This is a genomic window from Flavobacterium ajazii (genome assembly GCF_010614725.1).
Lineage (GTDB): Bacteria > Bacteroidota > Bacteroidia > Flavobacteriales > Flavobacteriaceae > Flavobacterium > Flavobacterium ajazii.
Genome location: NZ_JAAEHL010000001.1, coordinates 34,313 through 48,489, shown reverse-complemented (window position 1 = coordinate 48,489; position 14,177 = coordinate 34,313). Strand labels below are relative to the sequence as shown.

At 36.5% G+C, this 14,177-nt stretch carries 6 protein-coding genes; 1 reads left to right on the top strand and 5 read right to left on the bottom strand.

Features of this window, described 5'->3' with window-relative positions; genetic code table 11:
• Positions 1-6 precede the first annotated feature (6 nt).
• The 5 genes from GWR14_RS00135 to GWR14_RS00115 all read right to left on the bottom strand — a co-directional run bounded on the left by GWR14_RS00135 (position 7) and on the right by GWR14_RS00115 (position 12,838).
• A complete protein-coding gene (locus GWR14_RS00135; protein ID WP_163406919.1) occupies positions 7-3,039 on the bottom strand; it encodes a SusC/RagA family TonB-linked outer membrane protein in 3,033 nt (1,010 codons plus the stop codon).
• A 34-nt stretch (positions 3,040-3,073) separates the two neighbouring features.
• Positions 3,074-4,471, bottom strand: a complete 1,398-nt coding sequence (locus GWR14_RS00130) for a hypothetical protein (RefSeq protein WP_163406918.1) — start codon at positions 4,469-4,471, stop codon at positions 3,074-3,076.
• Positions 4,472-5,063: 592 nt separating this feature from the next.
• Positions 5,064-7,856 carry a sugar-binding domain-containing protein gene (locus GWR14_RS00125; protein ID WP_246236248.1) on the bottom strand — a complete coding sequence of 931 codons (2,793 nt, stop codon included), beginning with the start codon at positions 7,854-7,856 and terminating at the stop codon, positions 5,064-5,066.
• Between the two features lie 207 nt (positions 7,857-8,063).
• Positions 8,064-11,447 (bottom strand): tetratricopeptide repeat protein, encoded by a 3,384-nt coding sequence (locus GWR14_RS00120; protein ID WP_163406917.1) that lies wholly within the window; start codon positions 11,445-11,447, stop codon positions 8,064-8,066.
• A gap of 14 nt (positions 11,448-11,461) precedes the next feature.
• On the bottom strand, positions 11,462-12,838 hold the full coding sequence (locus GWR14_RS00115) for a sugar porter family MFS transporter (RefSeq protein WP_163406916.1): 1,377 nt from the start codon (positions 12,836-12,838) through the stop codon (positions 11,462-11,464).
• Between the two features lie 446 nt (positions 12,839-13,284).
• Between GWR14_RS00115 and GWR14_RS00110 the strand changes: the two genes are divergently transcribed.
• The gene (locus tag GWR14_RS00110) at positions 13,285-14,169 is read left to right on the top strand and encodes an AraC family transcriptional regulator (protein ID WP_163406915.1); all 885 of its coding nucleotides are present in this window, start codon (positions 13,285-13,287) and stop codon (positions 14,167-14,169) included.
• Positions 14,170-14,177 lie beyond the last annotated feature (8 nt).

Sequence of the window (14,177 nt, the reverse complement as noted above, 5' to 3'; positions counted from 1 at the left end):
CTATTATTAAAATGCTACATTAAGACCCATCAAAATGGTTGGCTGAACCGGATAGTTCCATCCTCCAAAACCTGATCCTTTAACTCTGTCATCTTTATCCGGGTCTCCTCCTGCAACTTCAGGATCAACACCCGTATATTTTGTCCATGTCCATATATTCTGACCTGACAAAGACAATCTCAATTTATCTAAACCAAATTTATTCTCGAAAGTATACCCTATCTGAAGGTTTTTCAGACGTACAAATGATCCGTCTTCTACATAAAAAGAAGAGAATTTGGTAAAGTTTTCGTTATTATCATCTTTAGACAAACGAGGAACATAATTAGAAGTTCCTTCTCCATGCCACGCCATCTGCTCTAATCCGCTTACTTTGTTTGTTAAACTTGCACCATTATATAAATCTGAAATATTCTGGTTTACGATATCATTTCCAATACTTGAATAGAAATTAGCCACCAGATCAAACTGTTTGTAAGCGAAGTTTAAATTTAAACCCACATTGTAATCAGCCCAAGGTGAACCGATTTTTGTTCTGTCCTTATCATCAAGTTTTCCGTCTCCATTAATGTCTTTGAAACGAATATCACCCGCTTTTGCGTAAGGCTGTAATTTAGTTCCGTGTTCGTCAGTATGAGCATTCAGTTCGGTTTGATTCTGAAATAATCCATCTGCTACATAACCGTAGAAATATCCAGGTTCTTCACCTTTAGCAGTTAAAGTTCTGTTACCTGCTCCGTAAAGTCTTTCTCCTTCAGCTGATAAAGAAAGCATCTCTACATTTACTGTTGTAAAAGTCAAATCTACACCGTATGAGAAATCCCCTTTTTTATCTTTATATGAAAGCAATAAATCAATTCCGCTTGACTGCATAGCACCTACGTTTGTCCAGATTGTTGAATACCCAGGAAAACCACTGTAAGTTGGAAATTGTTTCTTGAATAACATATCATTTGTTTTCTTTTGATAGTATTCTAATGATCCCGAAAGTTTATTTTTCCATAATCCGAAGTCAAGTCCAAAACTCATATCTTCAACAGTTTCCCATTTGATATCTTTGTTAGCCATAGATGAAGGATAAGAAGTATCTACCATTTCACCTCCGATTACGTAGTAACCTTGTCCAATATTTGATTGATAAACGGAATCCGGCAAGCCCTGATTACCAACTTTACCCCAACCAGCTCTTAATCTAAGGTCATTTATAACTTCTTTAGTACTCTCCATAAAACCTTCATTCGAAATTCTCCATGAAGCAGAAGCAGAAGGGAAATTGGCCCATTTATTATTTGCCATGAATTTTGACGAACCATCACGTCTAAAAGTTCCCGTGATATAATATTTACTGTCGTAGTTATAAGAAAAACGAGAAAGATAAGACATTACTGAACTTGACCAGCTATTTCCTCCGCTATCACGATTTTTAGTAGCTGCATTTACCTCTCTCATCGATTCTGAATTGTTAGGTACACCTTCTCCATAGGCCCATGTATCATTACCGTTATATTCTTCCATAGTACTACCAATCATCAACGAAGCATTATGTTTCTCTGCAAATGTTCTGGAATAAGTTGCCGTAGTTTGCCATGTCCAGTCATGATTTGTAGTCGCTTTTCGCTCAACGCTGTTAATTTCTGCCTTTTCATGAGCAGCGTCAATAACAAAATCTGGTCTGAAAATACTTTGTACTTTATTTCCCACTTCAATAGAAGCCTGAGTACGAATCACAAGTCCTTTTATAGGTGTATATTGGAGGTATCCATTTGTATTTAAGTTATACTGGTCTGTATAGTCATCATATCTTTTTACAGCAGCAACCGGATTCCACACATACGAAGGAGAACGCGCGTAAATGCTGTATTCATTTTCTAAACCTGTCAACTGGTCTGCGGGTTTGTAAATTGGTGTAATAGGATCGATTTTAACAAAATCAGCCCAGTTTCCGGGACCTCCCCAGCTTTCATAACGAGGGTTTAAAGTAATCCCTGCAGAGAATTTATCTGAGAATTTAAAATCATTATTAATTCTCATGGTGATTCTTTCCCATCCTCCTATTTCATACATCGATTCTGAATCGTAATAGTTTAAACTAGCAGCATAAGTGTATTTGTCTGAACCTCCCGAAACTCCTAAAGAAGCATTTGTTACAGGAGACGCTTTTCTGATTCCCGCACCCCACCAGTCGGTAGTTTTTCCTCTGTACTGAGAAGCATTTGGCAAATAATCTGAATAACCCGAATTATTATAAGCTGTATTTAAAATATTAGCATAGCCTTCAGCACTTGCCATATCGTATGGATTTTCCATCATCTGCATACCTGAACTCAGATCAAAAGTAAATCTTGTTTTTCCAACTTTTCCTTTTTTGGTTGTAATAAGAATCACCCCGTTTGAAGCTCTCGAACCATAAATGGCACTTGCAGAAGCATCTTTTAAAACCTCCATAGACTCAATTTCGTTATTACTTAAGAAATTGATGCTCGTTCCCATCGGAATACCATCCACTACATAAAGCGGATCTGTACTAAGATTTATTGTAGAAATACCACGAATCAAAACCCTTGGCTGAGCTCCGGGACCACCTTGTCCCGTAACCTGAACCCCGGAAACTTTTCCCTGCAGAGATTCTGTTACGTTACCCACAGTCATAGTCTGAAGCTCTTTTCCTTTTACAGAAGAAATAGAACTCGTTACATCACTCTTTTTAACTGCTGCATAACCAACTACTACAATCTCATCCAAAACCTGACTAGACTCTTCCAAAATCACATCAATAGTTGTTTTATCTCCTGCGTCTACCACTTTAGTTGTAAACCCTATGAAAGAAAATTCGATCTGAGTATTTTTATTAGGAACAGAAATCGAAAAATTTCCATCAAAATCAGTTGCTGTTGAATTAGAAGTTCCTTTAGCAATTACATTAACACCAGGAATCGGCACATTGGCTTTATCCTTTACAGTTCCTTTGATTGTTATTTGCGCAAATGATGCAGTACTGCATAATAAGGCAATAAAAAACCATATATATTTAAATTTCATATTTAGCTGTTTTATTTATTAATGTTATAACAAACTATTTTTTTGTTATGAATACCCTTTCTAACTCAGTATCAAGAACTACTTTGTAAACTCCGGCAGCTGCTGGATATTTGGCATTTCCGTTTTCCCCAGGTGACATGGTTGCAATACCGTTTTTAATCAGTCGCCATGATGGATCCCACCATTGTCCTGTAAAAGTAGCTTCCATTGTTCCTGTCAATGTATATTCTCCTACTAACTGATAAGGGTTATTTGGATTATTGGCCAAATGCAGTCCGGTTTGAGTCCAGGCTGTCCAGGTGTCCCAGTTAGCCCCCTGTATTCCTCCTCCGCAAACACTTACGAAAGGTCTTCTCTGGGCTGCATCATCATGCCATAAACCGTTGGCAACATCTGCCCACACTTTACTTGTCGGAGTATATTTTTCTGCAGTATATTTTAATGTATTTGGATTAACTTTTATTACGTAATATCCTTTTGTCGGTAAAATAATTGGAGATGAAGTCACATCATCTGCTAATTCCCCTGAAGTATTTAATCCGAAACAGTGTGGGGCAAAATCAGATTCCTGACCTAAGAAAAATACTTCCTTATTGTCTTTATCTGCATAATATTTGAATTCGAAATCCTGTCCGGTTTTATTGTGGAAATACATCGGAACACCAACAGCATCAGTCGTAAGGTTTGTTCCTTTTGGCTGATCAACCAGATAAATAGCAGGATACTCATTGGTAGCTACAATATTTACATTTAAAGATCCTGTATTTGGAATAGCAAATTTATCTTTTGCCGTAATGGTTAAAACATAATCAGCTGCAGTTACCGGCAAAGTATAGGTTTTATTGAAAGTATAAGACTGAGGCGAACCTGTCAGCTGAATCATTTCATTAATTCCTAAAGCCTCACACTTTACCTGAACATAATCGATTCCTGAGTCATCATTTACCACAAAATTTACCGGCATTATATTACTTGTTGATAGTAAAATAACCGCTCCTTCTTTTGGGGTAACCATACTTATTGACGGGGCAGCAAATTCACCGTCTAAACGTAAATTAATATCCTGATTAACAACATTACCGGAAACATCTGTTATAGTCAGTTTTATTTTAAAAGTTTCTGAGGTTCCTCTATCCGCAGGTACTTCGAAAAAATAACTTAAGTTGTAAGTTTCAAGCAAGGGATCCGTTGCAAACGTAATCATTTTATCAAGGGATAATTCAGGAATCTGAATTTGAACACTCTTTAATCCTAAATCATCTGCCAGAGCGGCCTTGATTTCAAATTTTCTGGTAGGTGCACCGTAAATTTCATTTGTAGCGACTACAATTGTAGGATCGTCTGAGCTCGGAAAACCCGATTCGTTATTTTGGCATCCGGTAAAAAGGACGGCAAAAAGGGCAAGAAAAAATAAAAATACATTTTTTTTCATTTCTTTAATTTTAAAGTTAGGTTAGTTAGTTTTTTTTATTTCAAATAGTGATTTTATTATGTGTAGGTTACTTTACCACTATTTTTTGAGGCATACAGAATAAAGAGTTTTAAAAGGTTGTTTTCATATAATATCTATAGTATTTAGGATTAATTATTTTTATTTTTTTTGAATTCATTTTTAATTAAACCCGCAGCTTTTAAACTGCGGGCCGGATAAGTAATATGACAAACCAACTCATACTATCTGTTTATAAAAAATGCTCAGTTCTTTAAACAGATCAAAAACTTATCGTAAAACAAACACTTATAACATACCGGTAACATAACTAACAATCATTACCTATAGGTGCAAAGTAATGCGTAGTTTGAAATTTCAATGAGGGGTAAAATGGAAAAAAAAGGAGGGTAAATTCGCAATCAGCTATTATTTTGTACTAAAAATTATTGACTACAAAAAAATAACTACACATTTTTAAACAATACATAATTAATAATCTAAATAAAAACTCATCTCACAATATCCTGAACTTCAAAAAAATTGGCAGCTTTCAACCTGATTACTATTTTTAATTTTAACAAATGGTTAAATTCTAATAAATACTTGTCGCTCCTTCTTTAACTTTCTCTTTTTGAACTTCAAGAATAGATTTCAGGATTTCAGGATTTTCAATCGCCTTTGGATTGAATGACGAACTGTTCATGTATTTTAAGATCGAAACAAGCATCTGTTTTGCAACTGGGCGTTTATCTAAATCGGTTGCTAAATCAAAGGATGCAATAACTAATTTTCCTGATTTTACGCTTCCTTCAAAAAGAGAAGCCAATCGACGGTTGTTTGCAAAATTGTCAACCATTTCTACAATCGGATTTCCGCCTTCTATTCCGTCCATGATAAGCGTTGTAGAGTTTACATTCAAATCCCACCATTGCCAGTCGGTATTCATGTCTGTTGGAAAATCAGCCAAAGCTTTATGGGCAGGATTACAAAGTACTCCCATCGTACCAGCCTGCTTAGGAAAATGAACCGGACTCCAGAATACCGGTACAAATTTCCCTTCGATACCTTTAATCTTTTTCCATTCCGGATTTAATAATACATTTTTGCCTGCATTTAGCAATTTATAAGCTTCATCCAGATTTCGCGTATAGACAACCTGTCCGTAATCAATAGTTTGTTTTTCTGGATAAACCCAAATATTCCAATGGTTTTTATAATTTGTTCCTTTCAGGTTTACAGTAGCTGTTAATTTGGTTGCTTTCGTTATTTTCGAAAGACTTTCGTTTATATCCAAAATCTTATGATTGTATCCAATAGACACTTCTGTCTTCATGCTTCCCGAAGCAACTACCCTATTTCCATCATTAATACTCCATTCAATTTCCTGATCTTTCAAAGCCACATCTGAAAAATTACTGATATCCAATGAAGCTGTAAAAGATTCGTTGTTTGTGTAAGTCGCTTTAGGAAAACGCAAAAGCGGTACAACCGGAGCTGAAAACTGTCTGAATTCTTCTGCTGAAATCAAACCTTTGCTATCCCAAAAAGCATCTAAAAGTCCAACTAAAGCCGTTCCCTGCCCCGGAAAATCATGCAAATCCAATAATTGAAAACCACTGATTCCTGCTGTTTTTAACGCTCTTTCGATTTCTTCTTTATACAAAATAGCGGCTAATTTCCCTGAAGCTTTTGTATAATCAACAGCTTTGTTTATTAATCCCTTACGTTCCAGATCTTCTTTAACCGATTTAAAATTGATGGGTTCCAAAACTCCGGTATATTTCGAAATTTCATCAATTTTTGGATAAAGGGCATATTGCCCGATTTCACGCGTAACCAAAGGCACCGTCATTCCTTCAACTGAAGCAGCGTAATCTTTGTTGAAAGTTGGAGATTCACTGTTAAAAACACCTTGTCCGCGAACCCAGCCTTTTTTTGTCCATTGTGTAATAAAGAAATCATCTTCCGGTTCCGGCCAGTCGCCATGTCCTTTTTCGAAAGTAAATGAAGTTGTAGTATAAAGATGTCTACTATCTTTAGTTTTTAAACTGTTCATCAATTTTGTCAAAACAGTCATATCGCCTTGTAACTCATTCCCCATCGACCACATACAAAAAGACGGATGATTTCCATATTCATCAATCATACGCTGTGCTTCGGCATATAAAAAATCCGTTGTTTTTTGATCCTGACCGATTTTTAAAACCCAGACCGGCAATTCTACCTGCAGGTAAAAACCCATTTCATCAGCCACTTCAAACGCTGCCTTAGGCGGACACCAGGAGTGAAAACGCAGGTGGTTCAATCCCCAGTCCTTAGCTGTTGCGAAAACTTTTCTCCATCCTTCCTTATCCATTGGCGGATGCCCGGTAAGCGGAAAAATATTGCATTCTAAAGTTCCTCTTAAAAAAACGGGCTGTTCATTAATTGTCAATACAGAGCCTTTTCTGGAAAAACTTCTCATTCCAAAATCAACAGAAGCATTCGAATAGTTTTTACCGGCTTTTAATTCGGCTTTCAATTCGTATAACTCAGGCGAAAATTCACTCCAAAGCTTTACGTCTTTTCCCAGATTATAATTTGCCTCAACGATTGATTCTCCCGTTTTTATCTGGATTTCCTTTTGAAGCGTTGCTGCTGAAATCTTAGTTTTTTTATTGACTGCCGTAATGCTTAAAATTCCTTTTGTGTTTTTTGTACTGTTTTTAAGGGTTACTTTTACTTTTGCAATTCCGGTATTTATCTCCGGTTTCACCTGAAGATTTGCAATTCGGACAGCATCAACTGCTTCAATTTCCATTTTGCCAATAATACCATTCCAGATAATCTGTGTTTGATTCGTATAAGCATGAGCCATATTATCGACACTGATATCAAACAGTTTACGATTGTCTACACGAATAGTTATACGATGTATTTTTCCGGCAATAAGATATTTTGAAAGGTCAAAATAATGCGGGGCAATCAGACTGTTTTGTTCTCCAAGAACTTCTTTTCCGTCAATCCATACATTGGTTTTCCAGATTACACGTTCCAGTTTCAGTATAAATTCTTTCTTCTTCCAGTTTTTTGGAATTGTAATCTCACGTGTATACCAGGCTGCCCCCAAATAACTGTTTTTACGGGTTAAATGACTCATCTGGAGTTTTTCTAAAGCTGGTTTTAGTTTATTCGGAACTCCCAGACGAGCATCATCGGTTGTTCCGGGAAGTTTTATTAATTGCTTAAAACTCATGTTCTGCCAACCGTTTTTCAGTCCTATATCGCTGCTGTCGAGCTGTACAGTCCAATCACCGGCAATATTCATAATCAGCTTCTCTTCTGAATCCCATGAAGATAGAAACAGTAATAGCAGAACTGATATTATGATATGTTTGATTTGCATTCTTTTTAAATTTTACTAATTAAATAATTTGTTGATTTTTAACACATAGAATCATAGATTTTGAAAACTTAAAAAAGACGTTTCACTTATCCAAAAAACACATAGCAGTGTGTTGATAAATGAGTTTCTCTTTTATATACTTTTTCAAAAGACAGAAATCTATGTTTTCTATGTGTTAAATCATTATAAACTCCCTAAGGAAATTCTCTATTTACGAAAGGTCTGTTTGTTGATATCTAATTCTTTCACTTTCTGATAATACTTCTCAGACTCATTTTCATTTCCTAATCCGCTGTGGCCTAATGCCATTACATAATAGCAGTGTACCTGATTTCTAACATTCAGATCATCATCCCAAATCGCAAGATCCGGAAGCGAAACCGCAAAGTAATCGATTCTTGATTTTTCGAACAGATATTTCTCTCCGTGCGCCAGCAGTTTATTGAAACGGCTGCGGGCTTTGTCCCCATCGCCAAGTTCCCGCCAGGCAAGTCCCTGATAGAAAATCTTATCCGGCTGCTGATCGTTGTAGAAAAAGGCCTGAACCGGTTCTGATGATCCAAGTGTTGCCTCTACAAAATTTGCTGTTGCATTTTCTAAATCTCCCAAGCCTTTATACGCTAATCCTTTATAATAAAAAACTTCATTTTCTTCAGCATTTTTCAGTTTTCCTTCGCCTAAATCATACGGATAAACTTCTGTTTCTTTCAGTAATTGTATCGCATCTGCAAACCGGTTTTCTGCAATTGCAATTTTGGCCAATTCTACTCTGCATAACGTATACTGCCCAGTTACCTTTCCCTCTCCGCCTTCCCAGGGATGGAATTTTCGCTGTGCAATCAATTCTTTTGCAACAGTATATTTTCCTGTCTGATTATAAAGTGTAATTCGTTCAATACACAAATCATCACGCTCTTCAACCAAATTTGGATATTGATTTAAAACTTCTAACCTATATTCCGGTGATTTTCCAATTTTCTTATGCAGCTGATCCAGTTCCATAAAAATCCTTGAATCTGTTGTATCTAATGCAAATGCTTTTTCCAGCATTTCCTGAGCCTTAACTTTATTATTTGTTTTATTGAAATAAGCCAGAGCAAGATTTCGTAATAAAGTCGGAAACTTATCATCTATGCTATATGACAGTTCCCAGCATTTTACAGCCTCATCATACTGGCGGAAAGCATACCAAAAGTTTCCTAAATAATAAGGCGCTTTTGCATCTTCAGGAGTTAATTTAATAGCATCCTGCAAAATATTTACTTCTTCAATTCGGTTAGGAAAACATTTTTCAGGTGACAGCAGTGAAGCTTTTTTATACCATTCTAAAGCTTCGTCTTTGTTTCCATTCATTGAAGCAAAATACCCCAAAGCATAATACACCATTGGATAAACTTCCTCGGTATCACTAATCGATTCCTTCAATAATTGAGAAGCTTCCTCATATAATCCAGCTCCTGCAAAATCCAATGCATATTCAATATAACCATGTGACCACTGACGCATGATGGTATTCATTTCGTTCAATACAGTCTGGTCATTTGTAAGCAGATATTTCTCAAAACGGCATCCCATATTGAAACGGTCAATTTTGATTGATTCTTCAATCCATGCCAGAGCTTCCTGATTTCTGTTTAACTTTCTCAAAATAGAAGCTTTCAGCTGGCGTGCTTTGTGATTGTGCCAGTTTCTGATCAATGACGATTCCACTCTCTCCAGTGCTTCTGACCATTCGCCTTTTATACTGTCAATTTGTGCCAAAGCATAAAATCCGGCGTCCTGCCAAGCTGCATTCCATGTCGATTTAAAAAGCGAATTATAAGCGTCATCAAATTTCCCTTGCAATTTCAGGCAATACCCCAGATTGTATAAAGGTTCGCCGTCAATCGGATTTGGGTTTCGTTCTGTTAAAACTTCAACCGCGGTTCTGAAATACGTTTCCGCTTTTTCAAACTGCCCTCTGCGCAACATTAAAAGTCCGACAGCATTGTTACAACGAACATCTTTAGAATCCCTGCTCAACGCTTCAAAATAATAATCCAGCGGATTGTAAGTCGCATGTCTGTATTGTTCTAAATGCAATCCTGTCAGGTATAATTGCTCCATTGAAGCGATATCTTTTGGATCCAAAGCGGCTTTTGCAGGATCCGGAACTGGTTTAATCTCAGCTTTTTCTTCCTGATACTGCACCAGAATTTTACCATTTGAAGTATAAACTGTAAAAATCAAATCTTCAGAGGGTGTTTCTCCAATCAAAACCCTTTTTTTATACGGATTTACAGGAGAAATCGTAATTTGATCGTGAAACAATATCTTGTTTTTATTATCTTTTAATTCAATTTTTAAGTTCTCATACAAACCTGTGGTATATAAAATCAGATCAGCTTCGTTTCCTTCAATTTCTATATTGATGATTGCGTCTTTAGTGGCATTTTTCACATAACCTACTTCGGCATAGGGCATAAAATACTGTGTCCATGATTTTTCTTCATACGCCTGAAGCCAGGAGAAATCAGGCTGATTATCTGTAAAAACACCCGTCATTAATTCGATATACGGACCGTCTTTATCGGTTAGATTTCTGTCCCACGCTAAACCGAAATCTCCGTTACCCCATGTCCATTGTTTTTTTCCCGGAGATACATGGTGATTGGCAACGTGAAGCAATCCTGCCTGCACATCGTCTTCATAACCGCCCACAAAATTATATTTGGACTGAACCGCCATATACGAAGTTGGTACCGGAATGTTTTTATATTTTGAAATATCGACTCCGGCAGAATAATCTTGTTTGTAATATTCTCCTGTTGCAATCGGAAATTTTGAAACGTCTCTTTTTCCGTGGTCAAATACCGCATTCACATCCGGAGGAAAAACCGATTTATAACCATCATTTACTACTACAGCTGGATTTGCCCACCAAAGAAAGGTCTGTGGAAAAGCAGTACGATTGTAGATTTTTACCTTAATTTCGATGTAAGCTTTATCAGGATGAAGCGTAAATCCCTGCATTCCTTTGGTTCTGAACATTCTTTCTACCTCATTACACCAGATTGTTTTACTGCCATCTTCATTTTCTTCAATACTGAAATCGGTTGGTAAGAAAGTACTCGGACGGTGGTGCTGCGGCCAGTTGAACTCAATTCCACCGGAAATCCACGGTCCTGTAAGTCCCACAAGGGCGGGTTTGATTACCTGATTGTAATACACAAAATGGCGCTGTTTTACTTTGTCATATGCCATGTGAACACGTCCTCCCAGCTCAGGAAGGATCATGATTTTGATGTATTTATTTTCTAAAAATATGGCATGATAAGATTTGTCGAACTTTTCATCTGATAGTTTTTCGACAACAGGATAAGGATAAACAGCTCCTGAACTTCCCTGATATACTCGTTTTTCAAGAAAAATCGGATTCTTTTCTTCTTCTCCAATTTGGTACGTAGGCAGTAAAATATCTTCTTCCCAAACACGTACCACGCCATCTTCGTTAACGGTAGACTGAATTAAATACGCTGTTATCTTTTCGTCCTGACCGATTTCGTTTATTGATTGTGTTGCATTTAAATTATTTGCAATTGTATTTTCCATTTTATGATATGCTATTATTTTGTCAATTCATTTTCAATTTCCTCTAAAGATTTTCCTTTGGTTTCCAGTAATGAAATGCGAAGGAAGAAATATCCGGCTAAGCAGATAACTCCATAAAGCCAGAATGTTCCGTAAGATCCAAGACTGCTATTTAGGATTGGAAAAGTATAAGTAAGTACGAAACAGGCTGTCCAAAGGGCGAAAGTGGAAACTGCCATTGCCATGGCACGTATTTTTGTCGGGAATATTTCAGATAAAACGACCCAGGTAATCGGCGTCAATGTCATAGCGTAGCAGGAAATAGCTGCAATGACCAATGCTAAAACCGCAATTCCGGTGATTTCAAAATAATAGCAGGCGCCCAATATGGCATAGATAAAGAATAAACCTATTGAACCAATTAACATTAAGGTTCTGCGTCCCCATCGATCCACAAAATACATTCCCACAAACGTGAAAATTACATTGGTTAAACCTGTAATTACGATATTGAATAAGATATCAGAAACGCCATAACCAGCAGCTGAAAAGATTTCCTGAGCATAATTAAAAATCACGTTGATACCACACCATTGCTGAAAAGCTGCTATCACAATTCCCAGCACCAGAATCTTTGGCATTTTGCCTTCAAAAAGCATTTTATAATTGGCTTCCTCTTTGACATCCCCAAATCCTGATTTAAGCTGTTCAATTTGTTCTTTTGCAAAGGCAAGTCCGCCGATTTTAGTAAAAACAGATTCGGCTTTATCGTATTTACGCTGACTCGCAAGCCATCTTGGACTTTCGGGGATAATCAGTATCAAAATAAAAAAAGCTACTGACGGTATGGCTCCTGCCCAAAACATGTATCTCCAGCCCCATTGCCCGTTCCATGAGTTCAAAATATCCTCTCCTTCTATAATTGGGTCTGCAATTAACCAGTTTACAATTTGGGCTGCCAAAATTCCTATTACGACTGTCAATTGATTTATTGAGACAAATTTTCCTCTGGATTCACTTGGCGCAATTTCGGCTATGTACATGGGTGAGAGATTCGAAGCGATTCCGATACCAATGCCTCCAACAACTCTCCAGACGATGAACCATTCGATGGTATTGACTATTCCGGTACCAACTGCTGCCAGCGTAAAAAATATTGAAGCGACAATCATGAGTGGTTTTCTTCCGTATTTATCGGATAAACTTCCGGAAATCATTACACCCAGCAAACAGCCCAAAATGGCGCTTCCCATAACCCAGCCCTGCATAGAAGGTGAATTGGTGATATTAAAGAAAACTTCATAAAAAGGCTTTGCGCCTCCAATTACAACCCAGTCATAACCAAATAGTAAACCACCCATTGCTGAAACCAGTGCTATAAAAAGCAGGTAGGAAGAATTATACTTACTCATATATTTTAATTTTTTAATTTATTTATCATTACAAATATCGTTACATGCCATACATTCAGAAATGTAATATTTATATAAAACATGTATAAAACATCGATTTTTACATCCAATTTACTATTTTAAAAACAATTAAACCTGTTTTTATAACAACTGAATTTATTTGAACTCAATTCTGGTGATTCTACACTTCATGGTCGATATAATATCTTACTAAATATATTTTGGAGTATCGCTCACTCCATTTTTTAGTACTATTATTTCAGAATATGTAAATTACCATGATTTTATATATTTTATTTATCTTTAACACATTAATGTCATCCTGAGCGGAGTCGAAGGCTTATGCCCCAAAAGGGCTTCGACTCCGCTCAGCCTGACACATATTCTTAATTTTACTCAACAGATTTACCTTTAATTTTTAATTTAAAAACACTCATAATCTTATTATGGATCAGATAGCAGATGGTTTTAAAGGAGAAAGAGCAATCGTTGTTCCTTACAGTGTTCGCAATTTTCAGTCTGAAAATGAACTGACAAAAAATCTGTTCATTACCCACATTGGCTACTATCCCAATGCAAAATATCATTTCAGGAAAAGATCAAAAGGTGCACTGGAACATATCCTTATTTATTGTGAGAACGGAAAAGGCTTTATAACCCTGGAAAATGAACAGTTTTCGCTTATCAAAGATCAGGCTTTTATCATTCCGGCGCACAAAGCACATAGTTATGAGGCCGAAATCTCTAAACCCTGGAGTATCTACTGGCTGCACTTTAAAGGAATAGCAAACTCTTTACATGCTTCTGTTTCCGGAAAAATTTTAAATCTCAACGATAGCAGGTCGTCTGACAGGCTGAATTTGTTTGAAGAAATTTACCAGAATCTCGAAATGGGTTTTAATCCTGATAATCTTGAATATTCGAGTATATGTCTGCAGCATTTTTTAGCCAGCATAAAATACACTGATCAGTTTCTAAAAATAAAAACAGCTGATACAGAAGTTTTAGATGTGATTCCGATGAGCATCATTTTCATGAAAAACAATCTGACAAGCAAAATCACACTTCATGATATTGCTCAGTATATTGGATATTCGAGTTCTTATTTTGGCGCTTTATTTTTAGAGAAAACTTCATTTACTCCAATGGAATATTACAATCAGTTAAAAATTCAGAAATCGTGTTCCCTTTTGCAATTCAGCAACCTTAAAATAAAAGAAATCGCATATGAACTGGGGTATTATGACCCGTTTCATTTTTCAAAATCATTCAGGCTGGTTATGGAAATATCACCGAGGGAGTATCGGTCTAGATATAAAACCAAAACTTAAGCAATCAT